Raw genomic sequence first — 22,495 nt, forward strand, 5'->3', positions numbered from 1 at the left:
CTGGAAGCGGCGCCACCGGCATCACTCGCCGGTTGAAGGTGGGCAGCGAAACGGACGATGAGTTCTGCAACAGCCACTGCGCCTTCTTGAGCTACAGGGCGACAGATTATTTACATTCTGAAGTACGTTGATTGCAGAATGTAAAAGGGTTGTCTTATCTAAATCACCGTTGAAGTGACCCGTTTCGAATAGCAGACTTCTGGGGTCTTACTCTAGGCCGCCTGCCTGCCGCGAAACAAGTCGAAACGTTGCCTATCACATGAAGTAGAGAATTGCCAAGCCCAGTAACTGGTTGTGAATCACCCTCGGGTTTTTAATGGCCCTGGTCTTGGTGAAATGCAGCGCTGCCGAAATCAGCCTGTTGGCTTGCTGGTACTAGGGCATCGCCCACGTCGCCGAGGTGTACTGCAGCGGCAAGGGGAGATGTGCCTTAGTTACTGGGACGAAGTGGCGGGCGTTCGCCGCAACGGCGGCCGGGCGTGGGACGGCAAGGCCTGAGTGGGGGAGTGGTACGTGGTGCACTACGGCGTCTTTGACCCGGCTGGCAACGACTTCCTGTATGACCTGTCCGTGCCCGACAGCATCCTGGAAGCCCACGGGCTCCAATGGCAAGCCTTCCTGCGCCATGCGCATTATCACTCGCCCTACATTTCCTATAACGCGGTCATGGACCAAGAGTAAACCCTCGTTTCTCTAAATTGAGCGCGTTCAACATAGTACCCTTTTCCTAGACGGCTGCTTAAGGGGTAGAAGCTTTGCCTGCGGCGCGATACCCCTTGTAAAAAAGTCCGCTAAATGCCAAAGTGGCCACCGACAGGAAGGCCTTTACGGCCCACACGTTCCGTTCAAGGGCCTCGTCGAGCATCGCCACTTGGGGCGACGCCGGCGCGTAGAGTACCCGGACCCGCTCGTCTAGGCGGTGACGCTGGTCGTTCGTTGTGAACTGGTTGGTGAGCTGGTAGCGCGTGCGCCGGACGGTGTATTCCACCGTGTACACCGTCGAAGGGTACCGCCCCCCAGGGCGGGAAACGTCGACCACCGTGCCCTCGGCGCGCACGCCGGCGCGCCGCAACGCGTCGGCGAATCGAAACGCTTGCCAGGCTTGTGCCGCAAAAAAGACCGCCACGGCCAGCAGAACGATGCTCGAATACAGGAGCCAGCGAGGCGCAACGGGAGGATTTCGGGGCATGCAGGGGGCGGGGCAGACGCTGGCCAGGAGCCCCAATGGGCTTTAAAATTACGCTTTGGTTTGGTATGTAATCCCGCCCCTGCTATTCGGACCCTTTACTTGAACTGGGTGAAACGGCTGCGGACAGCGATAGAGCGTAGCGACTTAGGGGTGCCGTCGGTAGTTCAGGGTAAAGCTGCCGACTTTCCCAATTGCTTCGCCGTCCGGCTGGACGTACACCAAGTGAAACGCCTGTTTAAAGGCCATCAGCGTCGCATAAGACGCCTCCGTGAAATCATAGGCCTCCGCAAACTCCCGGCGATTTGCCAAGACAATGGGGTAGAGGCTTGTGTGGGGGGCCAAGGTGAGCTGGTCCGGGCCGCACCCGCGGAGGGTGGCGTGCAGGCGCAACCGCCCGTTGGGGTGTTCGAGCACCAGCGTGGAGGGCCGCGCCGCGCAACGGGTGCTCGCATCAAACACGAGCGGGCCATCGGTCAGGTTCGTCATCTTCAATCGAACCCCTAGGGCCGGGCTTTCCAAGTACTCGTCGGTATCCAAGCGGGGCAACTCGACCCGTACCTCCAGCACTTCGATGCCGACGGAGGGGGGCGTTTGGCGGGGAGAACAGGCCGTGAGCAGACCGGCCAATAACAAGAGATACTTCATGGCGAGATAGCCTGGGCGACGCTCAAAATAACGCTCGTTTTCCGATTTTCACCGTTTGCGCAAACTTAAAGAGCTTTAGCGCAGGTCTTAGTTTTGGCTGTACCTTGTCGCCGCCGCACAGCCCTTGCCAAGGTGCTGCTGCCGTTGGGAGGCCATGCGTCCCTGTCTGTTCTCGCCCGTACTCCGTCTGCTTCGCTGCCATGAGGCTTCTGCTCTGCTCGCTCCTGTCCCTAGCCCTGCTGCTACCCGGCTGTGTTATTACCCACTCGCCGGGCTTCCACAGCGGCTACCGTCGGTTGCCGGCCGCCGAACAAGAAAAAATCCGCTTTCTGCCGGCCCATGCGCCCTGGCCCGCCACCGCCGACGGGTACCTATACGCCGTCACTGCGCAGAGCCTGCTCCAGGCGCTGCCCGTGGGCGAAACCACGCTGGTGTACCTGTGGGCGCCGCATTGCCACGGCCGCGGGTGTGCCTCGTTGCAAGGCGTAGAAGCGGACTGCCGCCGCCAGGGCTACCGGTTCCAAGCCGTGGCCGAGTACTACGCCGACCTGGCGCAAATCAAGTTGCAGCCCCCGCTGCAACGCCCGCTGCTGGCCATCAACCACCCCTATTACCGGTCGGACTACTGCCAGAAGTATGCGCGCCTGTTTCAGGCCGAATTGCGCCAGGGCCAGCCGCTGCCGGACAGCTTGGAACACGCCCGGTACTACGTATTCCAGGGCCGCACCTTCGTTCGCGCCCTCAACGCGCTGCCCGGGGTTCCACCGCAATTTCAGCCCACAGCCCCGTTGCGTAGTTTCCATTAAGGGCGTCCCTTTCTTTTCCGAACGGCAGGCGCTTCCCCTCATAATGAATCCCCAGCTGAAGCGATTCGGACCCTTTCAATAAACCATTATTTCCCCTTCTCATCTGGCTGTCTCCTGGGCTGGCGCCTGCTTGAAAAAGCTCAGCAAGAGAAGCCCCACCGCGGCCCCGTGCAGCAGGTACTGCCCCCACTCGTTGACGAGGTGCAACTCCCCCCGGAAGGCGGGCACGGGGAAGCGATGGGCGTCTTGCCACACCGTTACCCCCAGCGACAACAAATAGAGGGCGACAAACAGCGCTTGGGCCCACCGCTTGCCCCGGCCAATCAGGTAATAAAGCCCCAGCACCACGGGCACACTCGCCAGCAACACCAGCAACGTACGGGGCGGCAGGTGCGGCGCAAAGAAGCCTTCGCGGGTGAAGTAATTGAGGAAGGTGCTGTACCCGTAGCCCAGAAACAGGAGGGCCGACGCCAGAACATTGCAGCCGTGTCGGGTCAAAGTCATGGAGCGAAAGTAGTCCTCCTTTAGATTAACGGGCCTAAGTTTAAGCCACGACCGTTTGGGTAAATGAGCAGGGCCTAAGCAGCAAATCGAGAAAACGCCAGGCTGAATTCTAACTGGTGCCCGCTTAGTCTTTTCAGCTCTTCCATTAGGGCTTCCGTCACGAAAACACTGTTCTCGCCAACACGGTATATTTCCCACTCGTCGGTAGTACGCGTGGTCACCGTGCTGTCGGATGCCTCGTGTTGGATACACACGTCCAAATAGTTGTTTCACACCAGTTTTCGGACTCCATCCGCCACCGTCGCGGCGCGAAGTTGCACCTGGTCTCCGAGTTGCCGAAGCACGCGCTCGTACTTGTTATCGAACAAGATGTAATCAACGTTGGTCAGCACATCGACAGGTTGGTCGTATTGCATGACCCGGAAGGCGGGGCCCGCGGTCCGCCACAGTAACAATCGGGTACGAGACGAAGAACTTAGGTGCCAAAGGGCCATAGGCAGTACATCTACACAGCCAAGGTAAGGAGCCTGCTGACCATTTCCGTGAACCCTCGTTTTCCGATTCTGACCCTTTGAGTAAACATATCCGTCAATGGGTATTGAGGGTTTCCGCCCGGTTGGGGAGGTGATAGGTATCCGCTAAATAGCGGTAGAGTGCCTGCTGGTTGGGAAATTCGCCGCCGACATCGGATTGAATCGGCCCATTTGCCCCGTAGAGGTAGTAAGCGAGGCCGACGATTTCCCAAACGCCCGCATTGTTCGTGGCCATGACCGGCGGCGGGGCCTCGTACGTGGCCGGCAAGGGCCGGCAAAAAAAGAGGATGGTGGTCGCCGGCGGCAGGGTCGGGCCGAATCCGTCTCCCCGGACATGGCCTGTGTTCGGCAGCAAACGGTAGACCATTTCCCCCCGGTCCTCGTCCCACTGCTTATGACTGAAGCGGAAGCCCTTGTACGCCACTTGCACCGTGCCCGGGGCTAGGCGCCCGCGCAACGTTTTGGTAAGCCGCACTTCGCTGGAGCGGAACAGGCGGTTGCTGTCCGCATTGACGTAGTGCACGGTACGGACTAGAGTTCCCTCAAAAATGAGCGCGGCTTGCCGCATGGTGGCGTCGTCTTTTTCGCGCTGGGTCGCCTCCTGCGCCCGCAGCAAAGGCGTTGTCGCCAGGCACAGCACCGCACTAAGCAAGGCCCTGCAACAGATGAAGGGAAGCGTCATCACGCGAAGGTAGCGGAGCGATGAAAAAACGCTTCTTTTGCTATCTGGACCGTTTGAGTGAACATAAAGGGGCCTTATTTCCAGCGGTCTTTAGCCGTTTCCCAGAAGCCCATGGGCGGCATATCAGCCCACTTCGTTTCCGTCCAGTCCGGAAGCGGAGGCATGTGCTCCAATTGCCCTCCAAAACGCTGTAAAACGACTAGAAGAGCGCTTTCCAGATATTGATAGCTTCGGGGAGACGGGCGCGGGTTCAGCGATAAACTGATGCTATGCGGATAGGTGGGAAACGGCGGGACGGGTAGCCCCAGTACGGCTTCCATGATGCGTTGCAGCTTTAGCAATCGGTCGGTGGACCAATTGACCTCAATGCTCCAGCTGGGCTTTTCCGGATGAAATAGCTCGATGTATCCTTCTTGCTGTGCCGCTACCCCATCGGGAGGCCCGTTAGTACTTGTAAAGCAGCAAGTACTTGAGCCGGCGTAGGCGGGTTAAGAAAGCGTACTTCGTAGTAACGGATACCAATGGCCATAGCCGAAAGCTACGCACTTGATTAACTAACGCTCCTTCGATTGAACGGAGCGCGTTTACCTTGGGACCCTTTTCTTGAATATTGCACGAGGCTTGCGCGCGGTGGATTGCCGCGTGCGCCGGCCTTATCCCTTGGGCCCAAACCAGTAGGCGAGGGACAGGTGCCCCGTCCCGTTGTAATACGGCCGGCCGAAGTACAGGCCGGCGACGGGTACCAGCCCCAGGCTGTACTCGGCTTGGGCCAAAAACGCGCCGCGCCGGTAGCCCACCCCGGCCTGCGCCCCGGCGTCGACCACGCGGGTAAGGACGTAGCGGGTCGATACTCGCCAGACCGGGACAATGGTCTCAGTCCCCACATACGGCGCATCGGGGGCCGTGTTGGTCAGCGCGTAGTTCCCGCCCAAACAGGCCGCCAGGTAGCCCCCAAACGAGAGCTGCAAGCCCCGTCCCATGCCCCGCGGGGCGTACACGGCCGAGACGGGCAGGGTCAGGTAATGCAGGCGCAGGGCCAGGGTGTAGTCGCCGTAATTGGGCAGGTTGTGGTTGTGGTATAAGTCGGTGTTGGCGTGGCGCACGCAGTCGCCCTTCTGCGTGTAGAGCACGCCGGCCCGTCCGGCCCAGTGCCCCGTGCCGCCCAGCTGCCCCACCACACCGGCCTCGAACCCCGGCCGGTACGTGCCGGGAGCCACGCGGGTATTGTCGTCGAAGTAGTGGCGCGTGGCCAGGGTGCCGCCCAAGCGGGCGACCCACGAGAAGGTGGTCTGGGCCAACAGGTCGGCGGGCCGTAGCCCGCCGGCCAACCCGACCAGTGCGGTGCAAAGCAATCGATTCATCGGACAGAATGTAAAGCATAAGATCACCAAACGCTTAGAGCGCCCTTTAGTATGTGCCGGCGAGCCGGTCCCATACCGCTGCGGCGGGTCATGCGCCCCGGTTTTCCACCCTTTCGCTGAACAATCAAAAGCGAGAAATACGCAGCACTCTTCCGTCCGTAACGGCCTGATGGACCATCGCCTGCAGTGCCTCGTGAAAACGGCGGGTTTCCGGCTCAAAGCCGGACGCATCAACAGCGGCCAACTGAGCTGCGAACAAGGGCAAATCGTCGACGGCCCTTTCCACTTCGTCACCCCAGCAGCCGGTACACAGATGATAATCCAAGAGCAACCCCTCCCATAACCCCTGCGGTCCCGGTGGAATAGCCTCGAAAACAGCATGGATGTAGCCCCCATACGTTGAGGGAACCGCCGGAAGGGCCCATTAGCGTAAAGGTTATCCCCTCTTCCCCCCCCAATCCACTATAAAAATCGCCATTGGTCTGGTCCATGACTTCAAAATAAAGGCATCTACTCAAACACGAGGCGGTCGTAGAAGACAGCTAGTAAACATTCCTTCAGCTGAATTGCCGCGTTTACTTTGCTACCCTTTTCTTGAACCCAATTTCCTTTTAACCATAACAAGTCAAGAAACCCAATCGTCCGGCTGCCACCGCCTTCTGTTGATAAATCACACCATGCTCCTACCAAAAAGAATTCCTGCCTTCCTTTATCAAGGGGCACGCGGGATGCTAATCAGCGTTTTCGCGCTACTCGCCTCGGAAGCCCACGCGCAACGGCCGGTGGTTTACCTCAGCATATCCAACCCGGCGGGCCCGTTACTCATCAACTCGACCAAGGATTTTAGCGCGGTACTCGCGCCGTTGCGGCAGCAGTTGCAAGCCAACGGCTACCGCGTTACGACGGAGCAGGATACCCTGACGCATTTGCTGGAGCAGCGGGCCGGTTTTCCTTTTCTCTACGCCGATGTCGTCTGCTACCAGCAGGCCGGTAGCTTCCCAACGGTCACGTTTGCCGTGCGCGATAGTTTAAACCACGTGTGGTTTGCGGCCAGTGAGTCCACCGCCCTGTTCGGTTCCCAGCAAGGCGCTTTTGGTGGCGCAGCCAAGCGCGTGGCCGCGAAAATGCCGACGACGTTTGTGGCTAAGCCCACCGGCATCGCACCGACGGACCGTGCCCCACAATTTATGGCGTACGACAATTTTCAATTCACCCAGTATTTGGAAAAGGTATTGACGGCGGCGCCACAACGGCAGCAACTGAAGCGGGGGGCGACGCTAGAATTGGAGATTGCAGTCGATGCGTTGGGTTTCGCACGGGTGAAAGCCATCGGTGGTCAACTCACGCTGGATGACGCTGGGCGCCAAGCACTCGAGTCAGCTGTTCGCAATACGCCCCCGTGGGGCCCAGCTTATCAGAACGGACGCCGCACCACCGCCACCTTGCAGACGGTTATCGGGCGGGATCGTTGACACAAATGAGAATGTTAAATCGGAAGTGGTCTATTGGCAGGTGCGGGTGCGATTATACTCGTTTTAGCGATTCCGACCGTTTGACTGAACATTCTGTGCGCCACTAACTGAGATTGAAGCCGCATCGCACAGCCGGCGCTTATTTCGCTGAACCCTTCCCTGTTGCTTCATGCACCTGCCGCACCCCATTGACATTGACCTGTTGGTATTTTGTAAATCCGGCCGTTTTGACTTTGTCAAACTAGGCCAGACCAAAGCGTGGATTTTGGGCAATTTCCTGGACCCCGACGACTTTACGCCGGACATGCTCAGCCCCCGGTGGCCCATTTGGACCTACGACCGCCTCGAATTTCATTTCGATGCCGATAACCGACTCACCGCCATTTACACCGATTACCTCGCCGAACTGCCGCACAACACTCGTTTGCAGGTCAAGCCTTGGATTTTCGCGCACGTTGAGCAGCTAACCCTGCTGTACGTGCTGCGCGAGCTGAATGCGGAAGGCATCGATTATGAAAAGCAAACCGGCCCCCTGGGCGTCGGCCTGCGCCTGCGCAGCGGCCTGCGCTTGTCCTTTACGCCCCCCGACGAGCTAGCAGCAGAAATGGCCGAAGGGCCTAACGCGTTTAGGCTGATGTCTCTGTGCCTGTGCGAATAAAGTGTGCCTTTTGCCATTCCGACCCTTTAGATGAACGGGCTTTCTAGTTTTGTAAGCACCTTCCACAGCCCACCCCTGCCATGAGTAGCCACTTTGCCATTCGGCGCGACAACGAAGCATTGGATAAGCTCATTCAAACGGCCCGGCTGCAGCCGCTGCTTAGCAATGCTAAGTGGGTGAAGCTGCTGAGTACCTTGGTGAAGAATTGGCCTGCCATCAAAGTGTGCCAGTCAAGCTCATTTGGGAAGAGGCCCGCGTCGAAAGAGGGCTGCTGTTCGACGAGAACACGAGCTACGCATTCAACTATTACGCCACCGCCATGGAAGCCATGGTGAGCGGCAGCCCCCGGTTGGGGGGCTGGGTGGCGTACAAAGAGATTGAATGGCTCGATTTTCCCCAATTTGCAGCAGGTGCAGAGCAGAAACTAGGACAGTTACAGCAGCAACTAGCCCAAATTGGACAGTTTCGGGTGGAGGAATCAGCCGATAACTTGCGCCTCTACGCTTACTTACGGCCCTAGTACTCTTTAGCTCCTTTTCCTTTTCCGACCGTTAAAGTGAACGCTATTCCTACTTAAAAAACGTAGGCAGTGGTAGCCAATCACTTTTCGGCGGTCGATACGTTCCGTTTGCACACCGCAGCGAAAAGCTTCCGCCGCAACCGTTCGCCTCACACCCTCCCGACTTCACATGCCGGCATCTAGCACAGAGCAAACCATCTCCCAGGTCATTGGAGCAATCATTATAATCCCAGAGTATGCTGGTTTAGAAGCAGCGCTACGTAATACCATCCCAGAACTTGAGGCAGATTATCAATTACTTACTGATGCTAATGAAGAATCCATCAAAGGACCGTTCATCAAATACGGCATACTGGATGTGACTTTTCAGCACAACGAAACGCAGCAGTTTTTGAAAATTTTCTGTCAAGCGGATGATAGGGGGTGGTTTAACCATCTGAAAAAGACGGGAATCAAGCATGATTTTGACGAGTTTTTGGCTTATGTACTTGGATACCTCAAACACATTGAGCCCCTTTTTCCGGCTAAGGTTAACATCATCGACTGCTGCATGACCAATGACCAGTGGGTCTGGAGTGAAAAATACGAGTATTCTTAAGGACTTGGTTTACCTTCGGACCGTTTTCTTGAATACCTTTCTTCGTAACTGTCACTGCGACCAGGCCAGCGGAAAGGTGGTAACTAGCGCCATGAAAATCTGGTGTTTACTCTGCTCGCTCTGCTTGCTGACTTCGTGCGTGGAGCACTTTACCGCCGAAGAAGTCTGCGGCGCTTACGCCCCGGTGGGCTACGTACATAGCTTTGATACGCTTCGGTTGCGGCCCAACGGGACGTACGAGCGAAGTATATACAACCGCAATCGGCAGCGGCGGCTCCACACCCAAGGCACGTGGCGCTTGGAAAAGAACCACCGACTGGTCTTCGAGCATTTTTACGTAAACCTGGACCGCGACTTGTCGTCCAACATCAGCGAATCTGCGGACGAATACATGTTCATCAATACTTATTTTGAAACGCAGCAGCGTGCCATCCAATTTTGTGTGGGAGACCACGAAGGGCAGAACTGTTACCGCAAAGTGCAGTAGCCGCAACGGGCTGCGCGTGGCGCAGCCTACCGGACGTGTGCTCTTGCTGAAACTGGACAGTGAAACTCTCCTTTTACTAGAATCCCTCTTACCTGCTTCGAGCACTGCCGGGGGCTACGCTTCGGAAGCCAATCGGTAGCTGGTGCTGCGCCCGCCGGCGCCTTCGTGCACCAGCACGCCCTTGGCCACCAGGTCGGCAATGTCGCGTCCGGCCGTGTCTTGGGAACAATGCGCCATGCGGGCCCACTTGGCCGTCGTGAACTTGCCCTCGAAACCGTCGAGCAGGCGCGTGAACAACTGGCGCTGCCGTTCGGTGAAGGCCGTCTGCCGGTGGCGCTCCCAGAAGTGCGCTTTGGCCAGCACTTGGGCCAAGGTCTGTTCGGCGGCCTCCAGGGCCCGGCCCAGGCACCCGAGGAACCACGTCAGCCACGGCGTGACGTCCAACGGGCCGCGTTGGCTGGCCTCGAGCAGGTCGTAGTAGGCCTGGCGCTCGGCCTGGATTTGCGCCGACATGCTGTAGCAGCGCTGGCCCGTGCCGTCGGCGCGGGCCAACTGCAAATCGGCGATGGCCCGGGCGATACGCCCGTTCCCGTCGTCGAAGGGGTGGATCGTCACAAACCAAAAATGGGCCAGCCCTGCTTTGAGCACGGGGTCCAGGCCTTGGCCGGCATTGAACCAGGTCAAGAACTGTTGCATCTGCGCCGCTAATTGCTCGGCCGGGGGCGCGTCGTAGTGCACGCGCTCGCGGCCCAGCGGCCCGGACACGACCTGCATGGGCCCGGTGCGCCACGCGCCCACCTGCAGCGGGTAGAGGCCGCTGTAGCCCGTGGGAAACAAGGCCGCGTGCCAGCCGAACAGGCGTTCCGCCGTCAGCGGCGCCGCGGCCTGCTGGGTGGCGTCGAGCAGCATGGCCACCACGCCCTCTACCCGCCGGTCGGCGGGCGGCAAGGCGGCCTGCTCCAGCCCCAGGCGCCAGGCAATGGAGGAGCGCACCGAGGCCGGAGGCAGCAGCTCGCCTTCAATCTCGCTGGACTTGAGCACATCGAGCGTGAGCGTGTGCAGCGTGGCTTCGGCCCGCAGGTCCACGCCCAGCGCCTCCAACCGGCCCAACAGCCGGCCCTGCCGGTGGCGCACCGCGCCCAACAACGCTTCCAGGGCCGCCGGGTTCCAGGTAAAGGACGGCCAGCCCGGGCGTTGGTGAATGTAGGGGGCTAATCTCCGCATAATCTGCGGCGAATATACCGCCTATTCTCCGCACCTGCTGAAGCGCGGCCTGGTCACGTCGCGGGGACGACCACCGGACTGGGCAAGGGCTGGGCGTACAGGGCCACGCCGCGGTGGTGGAGGTACTTGTAAAACGTAGCCTTGCAGATGCGCAGGCTGCGGGCCATGTCGTCGACGCTCAGCTCGCGGGCCTTGTAAAGCAACTCGGCGGCGCGGGCCGTGCGCTGGGCTTCTTCCGAGAGGCCCGGCTTGCGCCCGCCGACGCGGCCCCGGGCGCGGGCGGCGGCCAGTCCGGCCAGGGTGCGCTCGCGGATGGGCTCGCGCTCGAACTCGGCCAGGGAGGCAAACAGGTTGAGCACGAGCCGGCCCTGCGCGGAAGCGGTATTGATGGCATCGGTCAGCGAAATCAAGCCAATGCCACGGCGCTGGAAGTCAGCCACCAGATCGAGCAGGTGCTTAAGCGAGCGGCCCAGCCGGTCGAGCTTGTAGATATAAACCGTGTCGCCCGGGCGCACCTGCAGCAAGAGTTTGTCGAGTTCGACCCGAGCGGCCAACGCGCCCGACGCTTTTTCTTGGTAAATGAGCTCGCAGCCGGCCTGGGTCAGGGCATCGAGTTGAAGTTCCAAGTTTTGGTCGCGGGTGGAGACGCGGGCGTAGCCAATCTTCATGCGGAGGAGTTTACGAAACTCATCTCCTAACGGCGTTTCGTAAACTTTGAATGATAGACGAGTTTCTTAAACTTGATATAGGCCCCGGATGGCTGTCCCATGCCTTAACGCAACTTGCAGACTGTGTCGTTTAGTGGTTCAGGGAAAGGAGCGTTAAGCTTTGCGGCCGTCTCTAAATGCTAGTACGGACTTGAGTACGAGCAGCACATAAAGTCCTTTATTCGGCTTCATTTCAGGGCTAAGCGCTGCGCCTACCGCCACCAGGGCGTAGGCAGGGGTGGTTATCGCTCCGTTTTAAAAGTCTGCAAAGCGGATAATTCGTCTTTGGCCTTGGCAGGCCGGGCGTTACCTTTATTCACCCCTCCCCAAACGGCCCCCCATGAAAGGACAACTGCTTTGCTTCCTGCTGCTGGCCGTGGCCGCCTGCTCCAAGGACGACCCCGCGGCCGGCTTGCCCGCCGCCACCCACACGGGCGCCAACACCGCCGGCTGCCGCATTAACGGGCAAGTGTTCGTGGCTTCAGGCTACGGCAGCGGCCTGAGCAAAGTCGAAGGTATGGGCGGCGGCTTTGCTTACGACAGCGCGTACTACCTGCGCCTGAACGGCAAGTTCGGCGACCGCGAAGGCAGCCTACACCTCTTTTTGAATAGCGTTCCCAGAAAAACGAGCCTGCCCCTGCGGAAGGTGTACCCATTGAATCAGAATACGCCCGTTATGCCTGCTGCGGGTCCGAATCAGTGTAAGAACTACGCGGTATTCTTCCCAAACGACAACAGGCAAGAGCTATACTGCACTGACAACGTGCACACTGGAAAAGTAGAGGTGACCCATGCGGACTTAACGCCTAACCAACTTGTTGCCGCGGGCACTTTCGAGTTCACCGCCGTCAGCAACCTCGACCCGGCCAAGACCCTCACGGTGACCGAGGGACGGTTCGACCGCAAACAGTAAGTTCTTTTCTAGTCAAACTAAACGGTCCTATCTGTGGTCAAAGACTTGTTTGGTCCACACCAGGCGTTCGGTAATGAACGCAGGGGACTGCAAGTACTCCAGCAGCGCGTCGTCGTCCTCGGGGGAGAGCGCGGCGCTGATGTGGTGCGCCCCGTGCAGCAGAACCCAGATGCACGTGGCGTCTTGGCGCTGCAGCGCGCCAAGCAGGTCCAGCTGCTGTTGGTATGGGGTGACCTTGCCCGCTTTCAGGTACCGGATGGGTTTGGGTTGGCATGGCACTTCGGCCACCGAATAAGTCAGCATTATGCCACGTGGAAAACAGGCACGCCCAACAACGACCGCACGGACGGGCAAGTAAGTACGGGGGGGGCAATGGCACGCCCGTTCAGTGAAAGGGTCCAATCTAACGAAAGGAACATGCTTTTTGCCTTCCGTTTTGCAATATTGGGCACGTGGCCGTGTTGATTGCCTCGGCCCGCGCCCTTCTCTTGGCGCGCCCTTTCGCCTCCGTTCATGTCCCCCCCGGCACCGATGCCTCCAAGCTTCTTCCTTGTGCTGTTCCTACTGTGCTGCGGTGGGCTTGCGCACGCACAACTGCCCCTATCTTCCGTGGAAATTAGCTCAGGAGACAGCACTATCTCCTTTAAAACCGTTCCCAGCCTTAGCCCCGGCTTTCGCGTGCGCTTTGACAGCACGGTCACCCGCGTCGGCGTGGAGGGAAACACCGTGACCGAAGTGGTGGTCTACAACCGGAACCAAGCCAAGGTGGAGACGACCTACTCACCGCGCGGCGTGGTGCGGCGCATTGCGCCCGCGGCCGGCGCCAACGGCCACCTGGTCCCCCACGGGTTTCACTATATTTTCTATCCCACGGGCAGCATCTACCAGATGAGCCGTTGGTCATTCGGCGAACTGAAACAGACGGTCCACTATAATGAACGTGGGCAGGTCATCCGGGTCTTCAACTACCAACATAACCAGCTCGTACCGCCTCGCAAAAGCACCAAGGTGACTAAAAAATGACACCCACGCTGCAGTTCACAAAAACGGTGGTACTTTCACTTCATGCTTTGTGGCGACGGTTGCGTTTCCTCACGCGTCAGGCGCTGCGCATGCCTGCACCACCACGCTTCCCTTTGTTTGGCTGGAATGAACCGCTCCCTGTTGCTCCTCGTCCTACTCGAGCTCACAGCCTGCGGCAAAAAGGATGATGCCGCCCCCGCTGCCAACGCCTCGATCGTGGGCACCTGGAACTTGCAGTCCCGGCGCGAGCAACAGGTGGTCCTGAACGGGGCCGCTGGCACCAATGCGGACAACACCGTGCCTTATGCCAACGCCACCGTGACCTACGCGGCCGACGGCACGTATTCGGGCTTGGTCAACGGCGTGGCGTTCTCTCCCGGCGCAACGTATGCCCTCAACGGCACCACCCTGACCACGACCTTCCCCGTCATCGGGCCGGTGAGCGCGCAAGTCACCGAGCTCTCGGCCACCCGCTTGGTGCTCGTGCAGACGGATCAGAACTACAACAACACGCTCCGTATTATTACCACAACCACCGCCACGCGATGAACCCAGACCGGCGCCTGTTCAGCAAAATGGTCGAATGGTCAAGAAGGCCGTTCACCCAGAGGAACCGGTATACAGTCGCTTCCGTAACCACTCACGATGCCGAAGCCTAACCCCGAACAAACCATCGCTTATGCCATTGGAAAGCGGCTGTTGCTTCCTGATTACACCAGCATAGAAGCGGCTCTTAGAAGGGAGCTCCGGGAGCTTGACGCGGAGTATGCGCTGCAAACCAAAGAGGAGGACATCAAAGGGCTTTTTGTCAAGTATGGCTACCTGGACGTGACGTTTCAGCACCGGCAAACCCCGCAGTTGCTGAAGATTTTCTGTGAAGCAACGACGGTTGTCTACTTCAACCCCATTTACAAAGGTGAAAAAGCGTTTGATATGGACGAGATGTACGCCTACTATGCGAAGTATATTCAGGCAATCGATTCGCTCTTCCCGGCGGAGGTTAAAATCGTCGACTGCTGCCTCACCACTGACGAGGACGTATGGTTTGAGAAGCACTTCTACATCTAAAGGCTCACTACTCGGAGCACTGCCGCTCGGCTGTTTATAAGCAGGTAATCAGTAGGTCAATACAGTTCAGCGAAAGGGTCTGAATGAAATAAGGGGCAATAGTTTTACCAAACATTTGCCATTCCGATGTGCTGTCCCCGCCCTTCCTACGTCTGCACGTCCGCCGGCATTCATTTGCCCAACTGCAGGTGCCTGGCCAGCTGGTCAGCAATCACCCGGGTGGAAGCGGCAATGCTCGCCGGGGGCGATGAAATAAACGAAAACACCTACTACCTTTTCGTTCACGCCCAGGGCATCGTTCTCAAAACAGATAGCACGTGGGAAAACGCCGAAGCCTATGCCGCCCTTCAGCGGGGGCTGGTGGAGCACCTGCCGGGTTTCGGGTCAGAGTGGCAGCGCGCAGTGAACCGGCGGTTTGCGCAAACCCCGCATTGGAAGCAGCAACTCTTTGCCACTTTTTATTACAAAGACAAAGTGGTGATTTATCCGTGTGCGTAAGTTCACGCAAAGGGTAACGGGCCTTTCTTTGCGCGTGATGAAGTTGGCCTACACCCTTGACCAGATGATTGCCCTACAAAGTGGTGGCGGCTACTTTGATTTGCACAATAACTACGAGCTCGTGAGCGCCCTACACGATGGGGACCGCGGCTACCTCCACTTTGTAAAACGGACGGCTGCGTGGGTGAAGGGGGCCGACCCCTCCCATCTGGCCGTGGCGTTTGAGCAAGTGTCCCATTTCCAGGTTAGCGAAGGGATGCCGCTGCCTACTAGCGTTCAAGAAATAGGGTTCAAAGAGCCGGGAGACCTTGATACCGACTCGTGGATGCTGGAACCTGGCGTTGGCCCGGTGCATATGTTGTTTCGAGTGGAGGACGACCACTTTATCCGGATAGGAGCGGAAACCTCATTCTTACTGACGAGTTGGCCCACCACTTGACGGCTCCTCGGCTCAGTTCAGGCAAAGGGTCCGAATTGAATAACGAGGCAATAGCAAGCTTATCGTAGCGTTCTTGCTAACACTCTTTTCATTTCACTTGACGCATGTGGCTTCGCTTGGTTGTCCTGACCTGTTGCATTCTTCGGTGCGGTTTGCTTGCTGGGCAGGTCCGGCCCCGTTACGACCACTTGGAACCCGCGCCGAGTTATTTTGACAGCTACAACTTCCAGCACACCTATTACCAAGCCGTTCGAGACGTGTTGTGCGCGGGGCTGCCGGATGACCCGCTGGCGCGCGTGTTCGTGCGGCGCTCGTTTGAGCCTGAATACGTGCTCTCGCTCGAAGAAAAGGACCGGCGCTATTACCTGACCTATCGCGTGTGCCGCCGCAGTATCTGGGTGGGCCTAGCCGAAAAAAACCGCCGACCGGTCCCCGTTCACTCGAGCCGGGTTCCACTCCGCCAGCCCGTGGCCCTGGGCGTGGCCCAGGCGTTCAATGCCGCCATCAGGCAGTCCCGCTACCCCGCAGCGGGCAGCCAGTCCGGGATGGACGGTACGCAGTACACATTCACGGCTTTCCAACTCGGCATTGGCATGCGAGGCGGCGAGACGTGGTCCCCGCGCCCGCAAACGCCCATGTGGGCCTTGGTTGAATTGCAAAAAACCTTGCGCCTCGTCGCCCTGACGCCTACTAATGGCTTACTGCAAGAGAAACTGCTCCAACAGGCCCAACAACTGCTTCCCCGTTTGTCTAAATGAGGCTTTCGGTGCCGTCCTTTCGGGGTATTTACGGTTTGGTCGGGTCCGATATCAGGTCCACTCGCCGGTTCAATTGGCGGTCCTCAGCGGCGTTGCTGGAAGATGCCGGCCGGCCGGCGCCGTAACTCACGACCACCAGCTGCGACGCCGGCACGCCTTGGGCGCGCAGCCAGGCGTCTAGGGCTTGCGCTCGCTGCGCCCCAAGCCGCCGCAGGTAGCCCACCGGGTCGGGGTGGTGGGTCGGCGCTTCGCGGGCGTCCGCGTGGCCTTCCAAGCGCACGCGCACCTGCGGGTGGTTCCGCACCAAGCGGCTCAGGTGGGCGAATTTCTCTCGGTCCCAAGGGCGCAAGGCGACTTGGCGCACCCCAAAAAACGCGGCGGGTGGAGGCTCCTGGATGCCGGGTTCCACGGGGTAGTCGACGTAAAAGCTCGCCCAGGTGGAGTCCGCGACGGGCACGCGCACGTCTTGGCGCGCCAGCCGGTGCCCGCCCCGGAACACGTCCACGCGGTAGGTGCGGCCACCGGGCAGGGCCAGCCGGTACTGCCCGGCGGGCCCCGTCGTGGCGCGGCATGCGCCCGCCGAGTCTGTCCAGCTGAAGAAACGCAGCTCTGCCCTGGGCACCCCCGTGACGCTGTCCTGCCGGCTGTACACGCCCCCGTGCATGGGGACAGCCGGTACGGGGCCGCTGGGCTGTGCCCGTGCTGAGTGGCCCGCATACATAAGCAGCAGGCAAAGCAAAAAGAGGTGCCGCATCGGATGGGTCTGAGAAGGGGTAATTAATCAATGAAGCCATCTCCTCCACAGCACTGAGCTAGTTCAGGCAAACGGTCGAAAGAGCGCGGACGTTACAGATACACGTAGATGTCGGAAACGAATGCCGCCTCGGCGCCCACGCCTTCACAGCGCACGCCGGACGGGGAGGCCGGTGGCAGGGCCAGCAGTACGGGTTGGGCGGAGCCGCCGCGAGCGGCGATGACCAGGCGAAACGGGGGGAAGGCATAGCGCTCGGCCAAGGGAATCGGGACGCTGGCTTCGAAACAAAGCCCGGTCGCCTCGGCGGGTACGGGCCGGCGAGCAAAGTCTATCCCGGTGCCCGTTTGAATGCGGGCCCCAGCCAAGGAGGCCGCCCCGCGCGGCTGCAGGTGGTAACGCCAAATCGTCGGGCGGGCGCTAAAGCAGAGGGTGTACACGGCCGGCGCGGCGGCGAGCAGGTCGGTCCCCAATTCGAGCAGGCCCCAGGCGTCGTGCCGGATGCCATCGGGGCCTCCTGCGCCCAAGCGCTGCTCGTAACGGCCGCGGCCGGGCTCCCGCGCGGCGGTCGTGGCGGGAAGTCCGGCAATGGGCGCGGGGGAGTCGGGGGCAGGGCGCCAGCAGTACACCTGATCGGGGCCCGCGTCCCAGGGCAGGTCGGTGTACTGCAGAAACGCCGGGTTGGGAGGCTGCAAGGTAAAGAGCAGGGGAAATAGGGCCGTCGAGGCCGCGGGGTCTGGAGCCGCGCAGGCAAGCAAAACGAAGCCGTTGGGGGCGGGTTTCAGCAGCAGGCCGCCGCGCCGCATACGGGCCGCCGTGGCGGGTGTGGGCGAGGCACGCATCTCCCGCAAGATGTGGTCCGCAAAATAGGTGTGGCGAAACTGCACCCGGCAGAGCTCGCGGTACGATGCTGGCATGAACGAAAAGTAATGCTAAAACGCAAAAGTATAAGGAGCCTTCGTTCACGAAAAGGGTGCATTTGCTTACGGAAAGAGCGCGATATGTTGTTCAATCAACTCGTACAGGCCCTGTACGATGTGCGAGCGCAGCGCCTCAAAGGCTGCACTGGCTGCCTCAAATTCTAACGTAGGACTGTAGCACCCCGTGCGGGCCAGCTGGCGGCGACGGGGCTCGGCCTGCGCCTGTTCGAGCGCGGCAACCCGGCGCAGCACTTGGCTGACCTGCGGGAGCGCCAGCGGCTGGTCGACGTACGCCAGCACCGCTTCGAGGTGGAAGTACACAGCCGCGTCCAAGCCTTCCCAGTCTTCGTAGGCCAGCCACTCGCTGACCACCAGCACACAGGCCACGGGCGGCGGCAACAACCGGGCGGCCTCGAGGTCGAGCCAATACGTGCGGGGCACGTGGTGCGCCTGCTCCACCGCGTCAGCCACCCGGCGCACGGCCTCGTCGGGCGCGCGGTAGCGCCGCAGGATGCGCTGGGTAAGCGAATACCGGGCCTGTTCCAGTTGCTGCAAGGCCCGCGGTACGTCGTAGCCCGCCTGTTCCAGCGCGTGGCGCGCCGCGGCTTCGGGTACCTGCGCTTGCCGGGCCACCAGCTGCGTAAGTTCCTGCTGAAACAGGGCTTCGGCGGCCGCCACATCGCCGTTGGTTTGCCCTAACAGCACCAGCCCGTGCCGCACGCCAATGGCGGTGCGATGGCGCAGGGTGTGCAACTCCTCTCGGTACGCTTCCATAGTGATGTTAGGACGCTAATAGTGATGTTAGGACGCTAAGTTCAGGACAGCTGTTCACGCAAAGGGTCGTGGATTGAACGCGGTGATTCAGTTGAAGGTGGTTTGGCAATTCGTAATCAACCAGGATTTTGTGGCAGCGTGAGCAATTCGACCTCTATCCTGTTGTTCATTGGCCCGTGCTCAGACCTTAGGGGGTATTGCTCATTAAAATCAGACCGGCCTACGTCTACCACTAAGCGCGTATTACTGTCCCACTGGGCAGTTATGTCAGCGTTGACCTGATTAGCGTGATAAATTCCGGAACCTGAGTCGTTTTCGGGATTCAGCAGCATCAGCTGTGTGCGGGGAGGCCAAGTTGCCTCATCCTCGTATACGCTCTCTGTCACGGTGAGGACAGCGCGGCCGTCTGGCGAGACCAGACGTAAGACTTCCTTGCTGGTACTTTGCCACTTCTTTTTGGCTGGGCGGGGCTTACCGACGTCTTTAACGTCCAAAAAGCCTTCGTATTCCGCAACCAAATCATAAAGAAGTTGCAACTGGGCCTGCTGCTGCTCATCTTCTGGGTCTACGCTGTCAATCATGTCGCGCACGTCGTAAAACTCGGCATCGGTGCGGATTCGCTTGCGTTTGCACACGCGGGCAATGCGTTTTTCGAAGTCGCTCTGCACGTTCACCGTCAAGCCCGTCGTTTGCTGAATGTAGGCCGCGAAGGCGGTGCCGTCGTGGACCAGAGACGGGGCAGCCACATCGCGGAAATACTTCTGAAGCACTGCCAATTTGCCCTGCTCAAAATGGGTCCGGGCCTCGGTGCGCATCCGCTCGAAGTGCGCGCCCGACTCGACTGATTCGGCCTTAACCAGTCCACTTAGATAGTCCAGCGCAGCATGTACCAATCGGTGCTGTTCGTTCAACCGCTGCACTCGTTCGGTGGGAGTCATTCTTTTGGTAGCCATGCGATTAAAACAAGGAGCTTGGGTAAACGAATACACGGATGCCTGAAGGTAGGCACCCAACGTATTCATAGTTTAGGTAAAGGGTCCGAACAGCAAAAGGAGGGTTTCAAGTAATGTGCTGCGCTCTGCCGGCCAGTAGCCTTTCCTGCATCGGGGACCCAATGCCGAAGAGCACGCGGTGGTGGTTCATGCACAGCAGCCACGCATACTTTTTCGATACCAAGTAGATCTCGTCCAGGTAGCAACACTCGTCCAGCACGCGGCCGATGGCGCGAGGCGTTCCTTGGTAAAACCAGAATTTATCGCCCATGTTGACTGTTTCGTTCAGCACGAGCCAGACCACTTCTTCCGGGTTCACAAAAGAGGTCAGGTGGTTGCGGGGTTCGTCGTCGCACACCAAGACCACGGCGCCAGGCCGAAACCGTTCCCACAACCACAGCGGGCGCGCGGTGGGGTGGTCCAAGCGGCAGAACGCGTGGTAGAGGTTGTCTTCCAACTTCGCCCAATTGGTTGTGAAAGGCAAGGGCGTAAAGTCCTGTTCGGAGAGCTCCAGCCGTTGGCGGATTTGGTCAATTTCAGTTCGCAGGTCGCTCCACATGCCACGAAAGTATTGTGTAGATGTACTTCTTGGCGTTCGCTTAAACAGTCCCAATCGTTTAAACGAGCATATGATTTAGCCCTTTCATGCGCCCTGGTGCTCTGTCCAGATGGACTGTCGGGGAAGCGCGGTGTTGCATTGGGGGCAAGGGGTCTGGGGCAAGGCCAGGGCGTTGCGCATCAAATCCGTGCGCACCTCGGCGGGCAAGCCGATGTATTGGTCGATGCACAACGGGTTGGCACTCATCCCGGACCAGGAGCACGTGGCGCACGTCAAGCGCTCCAGGAACACGCGTTGGGCGTATCCGTCCTGTTGCACCACGACGAGCACGAAGAAAAAACGTCCCATGTCCTCGACGTACACGGCGAGTTCCGGGTATCGCGCCGCGTAGGCCAGCGCTTCGGTGGAACTCCGGCGAAAAGTGTCCGAAATGGCCCGGCCCAGGAGCCGGCCGCTGCGAAAGGTTTCTTGCCATTCTGGGGGCGTCAGCGCGAGCAACAGCTGTCCGTGGTCAACGACTACTTCCATCGAGAGAGAATTAACAGCTGAGCTACCCGATAGGAACTGGCTAACAGGTTTAAAGAAACGGTCCCAATAGAAACATCTGAGTTGGTATCTACCAGCTACAGTTTCTTCCGGGGGCTTATACGATGTTTGAACCAGTCTGTGAGATGGTCACGTCCCTGCCCACTCTTTCCAGGCAGTGCATCGCCTCTAGTTTGGCAAGGGTGCGGCTAACCTCCTGCTCCGTGAGGATGCCGTGGTAATGCTGCACCACCTGGTCCATGCGCTTGGGGCTTGGCGTGGGGTAGTTCAGGTACCGCAGCACGGCATCGTCGCGGTGGGTGATGCCCCGCTTGAAATAGATCCAGTAACTGGCGCCGTCGGCAATTGCCTGCTGGGTGCCGGCCCAGGCATGAAAGACGCGGCTGATGTCGCGGTGCAGCCGGTGCAACTTTACTTCCAACTCGTAGGCCACCCCTTGGTAGTTAATCTCCTCAAAATGGTAAAAATGGCTCTTGCGCGCATCCTTTTCCGCCGGCTCGTACGAGCTTAACTGCTCAGTTAAGTCGGCGGTCAAACGGGCGTGAATGTCGACGAGCGCCTCCTTTTCCAGCGTCACGACGTGGACACCGCCCGGCAAAGGAGCCGGCAAGCGCGCAGGGTCGACGTAAGGCGCAATGGCGAAGCTGTCGAAATGGGTCGCGTAGCCCAACGAGCGGTGCACGCCGTCTTTGTAGACGTATAGGTTCACGCCGTCGTCGCAGGCCGCCTCGTTTCGGATGCGGGCGTTCTGCTCCCGGCGCAGGTGGCAGCGATAGCAAACGTCCTTCGGCAGGTACGGACTATCGGAGGGAAAGCCGAGTTTGCCGCAATCGGCACAGGCCCGGGCGTGCGCCCGCTCGGTCCACCGCGGGCATTCGTCGTCGGGTTCTTCCGACGGCAAATACAGCGTCAGGCCGTAGGTTCGCTGCGTTTGCTGCACGAACGTTTTGACCAACTCCGCTTCGGGCCAGGGCGGCACCTGCCCGGTGAAGAGCCGAAGGTCGGAGCCCAGCGTCACGGTGCCCAGCGGGTGGCACACGGTCCGCTTAACGGGCCATATGCCCTGCTCCGCGTACACGCTCAAGCACAAGTACCAGCCCTGGGTGTCACCCTCCCATAAAGCTTCGAGTACTTTGTGGGTACCGCTCACTTGCTGAATGGCACGGTCTAACGATTCCAGCGAAGTAATAGCGGGCATGGTACGAAGGGAAGGAATCAGTGACTTCAATAATGGGGAGGGGAATATAAACTCCGCCATCAACACTGCCCCGTTGTCTATTTGAACGGTACTTCATTTAAGAATCCGCCAAGAGGCGAGCCCCGGCTGCGGTTGGGTTAAACCCCGCTGGCCACACGGTGTGCGCGTCGTACACGGCTCCGTCAAAGGTGGCGTATTCGAGACTATTGCATAGCAGGCGTGCACCCTGCAACTGGGCGCCGTTAAATTCGGCCCCGTGAACCTGCGCTCCGGTCAAGTCCGCGCCACGCAAATCCGCTCGCATAAAAAAGCACGAGAACGCCACGCAGTCCTGCAAGCAGCATCCGACCAGCGAAGAGCGGTCTAGGAACGCCGTGACAATGTTGGCGGCGGTAAAGTCGCTGCCGTCGAATACGGCATCGGCCATGAACGCCCCGCGCAGGTTAGCGTGCCGGAACGAGGCCCGCGGGGCGTGGACTTTGTTGAGCAAGGCGCGGTGCAGCTCTTGGTGGTCCAGCACCATGCCCTCGTACGTAGCCCCGGGAATCTCAACCGTGTGGTCGTGGGTGATGCACTGGATTTTCATACCGGGAACGAAGCAATAGCGGAGTGGAACCAAGGTAGACTAGGACTAGCAAGAATTACTCATCGCCTAGATTGGTCGGTCCAC

30 protein-coding genes are annotated in these 22,495 nt (G+C 59.4%); 13 read left to right on the forward strand and 17 right to left on the reverse strand.

Annotated features, from left to right (window positions below; genetic code table 11):
* Positions 1-739: 739 nt before the first annotated feature.
* A complete protein-coding gene (locus Q5H92_RS10580; RefSeq protein WP_305011491.1) occupies positions 740-1,189 on the reverse strand; it encodes a DUF3592 domain-containing protein in 450 nt (149 codons plus the stop codon).
* 144 nt (positions 1,190-1,333) lie between these two features.
* Complete coding sequence (locus Q5H92_RS10585; protein ID WP_305011492.1) at positions 1,334-1,834, reverse strand: hypothetical protein; 501 nt, start codon at positions 1,832-1,834, stop codon at positions 1,334-1,336.
* A gap of 200 nt (positions 1,835-2,034) precedes the next feature.
* Between Q5H92_RS10585 and Q5H92_RS10590 the strand changes: the two genes are divergently transcribed.
* Positions 2,035-2,640 carry a hypothetical protein gene (locus tag Q5H92_RS10590; RefSeq protein ID WP_305011493.1) on the forward strand — a complete coding sequence of 202 codons (606 nt, stop codon included), beginning with the start codon at positions 2,035-2,037 and terminating at the stop codon, positions 2,638-2,640.
* Between the two features lie 99 nt (positions 2,641-2,739).
* On the opposite strand, the gene Q5H92_RS10595 is transcribed toward Q5H92_RS10590, so the two are convergent.
* The 4 genes from Q5H92_RS10595 to Q5H92_RS10610 form a co-directional block, all read right to left on the reverse strand.
* Complete coding sequence (locus Q5H92_RS10595) at positions 2,740-3,144, reverse strand: hypothetical protein (protein WP_305011494.1); 405 nt, start codon at positions 3,142-3,144, stop codon at positions 2,740-2,742.
* 269 nt (positions 3,145-3,413) lie between these two features.
* Positions 3,414-3,560: a hypothetical protein gene (locus Q5H92_RS10600; protein ID WP_305011495.1), complete on the reverse strand. Its 147-nt coding sequence runs from the start codon at positions 3,558-3,560 to the stop codon at positions 3,414-3,416.
* 172 nt (positions 3,561-3,732) lie between these two features.
* Positions 3,733-4,359, reverse strand: a complete 627-nt coding sequence (locus Q5H92_RS10605; protein ID WP_305011496.1) for a hypothetical protein — start codon at positions 4,357-4,359, stop codon at positions 3,733-3,735.
* A gap of 653 nt (positions 4,360-5,012) precedes the next feature.
* On the reverse strand, positions 5,013-5,720 hold the full coding sequence (locus Q5H92_RS10610; RefSeq protein WP_305011497.1) for an outer membrane beta-barrel protein: 708 nt from the start codon (positions 5,718-5,720) through the stop codon (positions 5,013-5,015).
* A 677-nt stretch (positions 5,721-6,397) separates the two neighbouring features.
* On the opposite strand from Q5H92_RS10610, the gene Q5H92_RS10615 reads away from it, so the two are divergent.
* The 5 genes from Q5H92_RS10615 to Q5H92_RS10635 all read left to right on the forward strand — a co-directional run bounded on the left by Q5H92_RS10615 (position 6,398) and on the right by Q5H92_RS10635 (position 9,455).
* Positions 6,398-7,192 carry a hypothetical protein gene (locus Q5H92_RS10615; protein ID WP_305011498.1) on the forward strand — a complete coding sequence of 265 codons (795 nt, stop codon included), beginning with the start codon at positions 6,398-6,400 and terminating at the stop codon, positions 7,190-7,192.
* A gap of 169 nt (positions 7,193-7,361) precedes the next feature.
* Positions 7,362-7,850 (forward strand): hypothetical protein, encoded by a 489-nt coding sequence (locus tag Q5H92_RS10620; RefSeq protein ID WP_305011499.1) that lies wholly within the window; start codon positions 7,362-7,364, stop codon positions 7,848-7,850.
* Between the two features lie 172 nt (positions 7,851-8,022).
* Positions 8,023-8,370 (forward strand): hypothetical protein, encoded by a 348-nt coding sequence (locus Q5H92_RS10625; RefSeq protein WP_305011500.1) that lies wholly within the window; start codon positions 8,023-8,025, stop codon positions 8,368-8,370.
* Positions 8,371-8,539: 169 nt separating this feature from the next.
* Positions 8,540-8,968 carry a hypothetical protein gene (locus Q5H92_RS10630; RefSeq protein ID WP_305011501.1) on the forward strand — a complete coding sequence of 143 codons (429 nt, stop codon included), beginning with the start codon at positions 8,540-8,542 and terminating at the stop codon, positions 8,966-8,968.
* Positions 8,969-9,107: 139 nt separating this feature from the next.
* On the forward strand, positions 9,108-9,455 hold the full coding sequence (locus Q5H92_RS10635) for a hypothetical protein (protein ID WP_305011502.1): 348 nt from the start codon (positions 9,108-9,110) through the stop codon (positions 9,453-9,455).
* A gap of 114 nt (positions 9,456-9,569) precedes the next feature.
* Here the strand turns inward: Q5H92_RS10635 and Q5H92_RS10640 are convergent, their stop codons facing one another.
* Both Q5H92_RS10640 and Q5H92_RS10645 read right to left on the reverse strand, forming a co-directional pair.
* Positions 9,570-10,679 carry a Fic family protein gene (locus tag Q5H92_RS10640; RefSeq protein WP_305011503.1) on the reverse strand — a complete coding sequence of 370 codons (1,110 nt, stop codon included), beginning with the start codon at positions 10,677-10,679 and terminating at the stop codon, positions 9,570-9,572.
* A gap of 53 nt (positions 10,680-10,732) precedes the next feature.
* A complete protein-coding gene (locus Q5H92_RS10645; protein WP_305011504.1) occupies positions 10,733-11,347 on the reverse strand; it encodes a recombinase family protein in 615 nt (204 codons plus the stop codon).
* A gap of 379 nt (positions 11,348-11,726) precedes the next feature.
* Here Q5H92_RS10645 and Q5H92_RS10650 point away from each other — a divergent pair, with 379 nt between their 5' ends.
* Positions 11,727-12,299 (forward strand): Riean_0653 family protein, encoded by a 573-nt coding sequence (locus Q5H92_RS10650; RefSeq protein WP_305011505.1) that lies wholly within the window; start codon positions 11,727-11,729, stop codon positions 12,297-12,299.
* Positions 12,300-12,326: 27 nt separating this feature from the next.
* Here Q5H92_RS10650 and Q5H92_RS10655 read toward each other — a convergent pair whose 3' ends face one another.
* Positions 12,327-12,602: a hypothetical protein gene (locus tag Q5H92_RS10655; RefSeq protein ID WP_305011506.1), complete on the reverse strand. Its 276-nt coding sequence runs from the start codon at positions 12,600-12,602 to the stop codon at positions 12,327-12,329.
* Positions 12,603-12,851: 249 nt separating this feature from the next.
* Between Q5H92_RS10655 and Q5H92_RS10660 the strand changes: the two genes are divergently transcribed.
* The 6 genes from Q5H92_RS10660 (at position 12,852) to Q5H92_RS10685 (ending at position 16,085) form a co-directional block, all read left to right on the forward strand.
* Positions 12,852-13,322, forward strand: coding sequence for a toxin-antitoxin system YwqK family antitoxin (locus tag Q5H92_RS10660; RefSeq protein WP_305011507.1), 471 nt, complete (start codon positions 12,852-12,854; stop codon positions 13,320-13,322).
* Between the two features lie 126 nt (positions 13,323-13,448).
* Positions 13,449-13,871, forward strand: coding sequence for a hypothetical protein (locus Q5H92_RS10665; protein ID WP_305011508.1), 423 nt, complete (start codon positions 13,449-13,451; stop codon positions 13,869-13,871).
* 96 nt (positions 13,872-13,967) lie between these two features.
* On the forward strand, positions 13,968-14,390 hold the full coding sequence (locus Q5H92_RS10670) for a hypothetical protein (protein WP_305011509.1): 423 nt from the start codon (positions 13,968-13,970) through the stop codon (positions 14,388-14,390).
* 219 nt (positions 14,391-14,609) lie between these two features.
* Positions 14,610-14,888, forward strand: a complete 279-nt coding sequence (locus tag Q5H92_RS10675; RefSeq protein ID WP_305011510.1) for a hypothetical protein — start codon at positions 14,610-14,612, stop codon at positions 14,886-14,888.
* Positions 14,889-14,925: 37 nt separating this feature from the next.
* On the forward strand, positions 14,926-15,327 hold the full coding sequence (locus Q5H92_RS10680) for a hypothetical protein (RefSeq protein WP_305011511.1): 402 nt from the start codon (positions 14,926-14,928) through the stop codon (positions 15,325-15,327).
* A gap of 152 nt (positions 15,328-15,479) precedes the next feature.
* Positions 15,480-16,085 (forward strand): hypothetical protein, encoded by a 606-nt coding sequence (locus Q5H92_RS10685; protein ID WP_305011512.1) that lies wholly within the window; start codon positions 15,480-15,482, stop codon positions 16,083-16,085.
* Positions 16,086-16,113: 28 nt separating this feature from the next.
* Here the strand turns inward: Q5H92_RS10685 and Q5H92_RS10690 are convergent, their stop codons facing one another.
* The 8 genes from Q5H92_RS10690 to Q5H92_RS10725 form a co-directional block, all read right to left on the reverse strand.
* A complete protein-coding gene (locus Q5H92_RS10690) occupies positions 16,114-16,839 on the reverse strand; it encodes an OmpA family protein (protein ID WP_305011513.1) in 726 nt (241 codons plus the stop codon).
* Positions 16,840-16,931: 92 nt separating this feature from the next.
* Positions 16,932-17,753 (reverse strand): hypothetical protein, encoded by an 822-nt coding sequence (locus tag Q5H92_RS10695; RefSeq protein WP_305011514.1) that lies wholly within the window; start codon positions 17,751-17,753, stop codon positions 16,932-16,934.
* Positions 17,754-17,819: 66 nt separating this feature from the next.
* A complete protein-coding gene (locus Q5H92_RS10700; RefSeq protein ID WP_305011515.1) occupies positions 17,820-18,530 on the reverse strand; it encodes a hypothetical protein in 711 nt (236 codons plus the stop codon).
* A gap of 116 nt (positions 18,531-18,646) precedes the next feature.
* On the reverse strand, positions 18,647-19,468 hold the full coding sequence (locus Q5H92_RS10705) for a hypothetical protein (protein WP_305011516.1): 822 nt from the start codon (positions 19,466-19,468) through the stop codon (positions 18,647-18,649).
* A gap of 121 nt (positions 19,469-19,589) precedes the next feature.
* Positions 19,590-20,081, reverse strand: coding sequence for a DUF6756 family protein (locus Q5H92_RS10710; RefSeq protein WP_305011517.1), 492 nt, complete (start codon positions 20,079-20,081; stop codon positions 19,590-19,592).
* Positions 20,082-20,165: 84 nt separating this feature from the next.
* The gene (locus tag Q5H92_RS10715) at positions 20,166-20,609 is read right to left on the reverse strand and encodes a hypothetical protein (RefSeq protein WP_305011518.1); all 444 of its coding nucleotides are present in this window, start codon (positions 20,607-20,609) and stop codon (positions 20,166-20,168) included.
* Positions 20,610-20,724: 115 nt separating this feature from the next.
* Positions 20,725-21,825 (reverse strand): hypothetical protein, encoded by a 1,101-nt coding sequence (locus Q5H92_RS10720; RefSeq protein ID WP_305011519.1) that lies wholly within the window; start codon positions 21,823-21,825, stop codon positions 20,725-20,727.
* Positions 21,826-21,922: 97 nt separating this feature from the next.
* Positions 21,923-22,411: a pentapeptide repeat-containing protein gene (locus tag Q5H92_RS10725; RefSeq protein ID WP_305011520.1), complete on the reverse strand. Its 489-nt coding sequence runs from the start codon at positions 22,409-22,411 to the stop codon at positions 21,923-21,925.
* Between the last annotated feature and the right edge of the window lie 84 nt (positions 22,412-22,495).

The sequence above is a fragment of the Hymenobacter mellowenesis genome (assembly GCF_030581005.1).
Taxonomy (GTDB): domain Bacteria; phylum Bacteroidota; class Bacteroidia; order Cytophagales; family Hymenobacteraceae; genus Hymenobacter; species Hymenobacter mellowenesis.

Bases quoted from the DNA above. Each gene is read 5' to 3' on its own strand.
- Q5H92_RS10580 (WP_305011491.1), bottom strand. From the start codon at position 1,189: ATGCCCCGAAATCCTCCCGTTGCGCCTCGCTGGCTCCTGTATTCGAGC.
- Q5H92_RS10585 (WP_305011492.1), bottom strand. From the start codon at position 1,834: ATGAAGTATCTCTTGTTATTGGCCGGTCTGCTCACGGCCTGTTCTCCC.
- Q5H92_RS10590 (WP_305011493.1), top strand. From the start codon at position 2,035: ATGAGGCTTCTGCTCTGCTCGCTCCTGTCCCTAGCCCTGCTGCTACCC.
- Q5H92_RS10595 (WP_305011494.1), bottom strand. From the start codon at position 3,144: ATGACTTTGACCCGACACGGCTGCAATGTTCTGGCGTCGGCCCTCCTG.
- Q5H92_RS10600 (WP_305011495.1), bottom strand. From the start codon at position 3,560: ATGCAATACGACCAACCTGTCGATGTGCTGACCAACGTTGATTACATC.
- Q5H92_RS10605 (WP_305011496.1), bottom strand. From the start codon at position 4,359: ATGACGCTTCCCTTCATCTGTTGCAGGGCCTTGCTTAGTGCGGTGCTG.
- Q5H92_RS10610 (WP_305011497.1), bottom strand. From the start codon at position 5,720: ATGAATCGATTGCTTTGCACCGCACTGGTCGGGTTGGCCGGCGGGCTA.
- Q5H92_RS10615 (WP_305011498.1), top strand. From the start codon at position 6,398: ATGCTCCTACCAAAAAGAATTCCTGCCTTCCTTTATCAAGGGGCACGC.
- Q5H92_RS10620 (WP_305011499.1), top strand. From the start codon at position 7,362: ATGCACCTGCCGCACCCCATTGACATTGACCTGTTGGTATTTTGTAAA.
- Q5H92_RS10630 (WP_305011501.1), top strand. From the start codon at position 8,540: ATGCCGGCATCTAGCACAGAGCAAACCATCTCCCAGGTCATTGGAGCA.
- Q5H92_RS10640 (WP_305011503.1), bottom strand. From the start codon at position 10,679: ATGCGGAGATTAGCCCCCTACATTCACCAACGCCCGGGCTGGCCGTCC.
- Q5H92_RS10645 (WP_305011504.1), bottom strand. From the start codon at position 11,347: ATGAAGATTGGCTACGCCCGCGTCTCCACCCGCGACCAAAACTTGGAA.
- Q5H92_RS10650 (WP_305011505.1), top strand. From the start codon at position 11,727: ATGAAAGGACAACTGCTTTGCTTCCTGCTGCTGGCCGTGGCCGCCTGC.
- Q5H92_RS10655 (WP_305011506.1), bottom strand. From the start codon at position 12,602: ATGCTGACTTATTCGGTGGCCGAAGTGCCATGCCAACCCAAACCCATC.
- Q5H92_RS10665 (WP_305011508.1), top strand. From the start codon at position 13,449: ATGAACCGCTCCCTGTTGCTCCTCGTCCTACTCGAGCTCACAGCCTGC.
- Q5H92_RS10670 (WP_305011509.1), top strand. From the start codon at position 13,968: ATGCCGAAGCCTAACCCCGAACAAACCATCGCTTATGCCATTGGAAAG.
- Q5H92_RS10680 (WP_305011511.1), top strand. From the start codon at position 14,926: ATGAAGTTGGCCTACACCCTTGACCAGATGATTGCCCTACAAAGTGGT.
- Q5H92_RS10690 (WP_305011513.1), bottom strand. From the start codon at position 16,839: ATGCGGCACCTCTTTTTGCTTTGCCTGCTGCTTATGTATGCGGGCCAC.
- Q5H92_RS10695 (WP_305011514.1), bottom strand. From the start codon at position 17,753: ATGCCAGCATCGTACCGCGAGCTCTGCCGGGTGCAGTTTCGCCACACC.
- Q5H92_RS10700 (WP_305011515.1), bottom strand. From the start codon at position 18,530: ATGGAAGCGTACCGAGAGGAGTTGCACACCCTGCGCCATCGCACCGCC.
- Q5H92_RS10705 (WP_305011516.1), bottom strand. From the start codon at position 19,468: ATGACTCCCACCGAACGAGTGCAGCGGTTGAACGAACAGCACCGATTG.
- Q5H92_RS10710 (WP_305011517.1), bottom strand. From the start codon at position 20,081: ATGTGGAGCGACCTGCGAACTGAAATTGACCAAATCCGCCAACGGCTG.
- Q5H92_RS10715 (WP_305011518.1), bottom strand. From the start codon at position 20,609: ATGGAAGTAGTCGTTGACCACGGACAGCTGTTGCTCGCGCTGACGCCC.
- Q5H92_RS10720 (WP_305011519.1), bottom strand. From the start codon at position 21,825: ATGCCCGCTATTACTTCGCTGGAATCGTTAGACCGTGCCATTCAGCAA.
- Q5H92_RS10725 (WP_305011520.1), bottom strand. From the start codon at position 22,411: ATGAAAATCCAGTGCATCACCCACGACCACACGGTTGAGATTCCCGGG.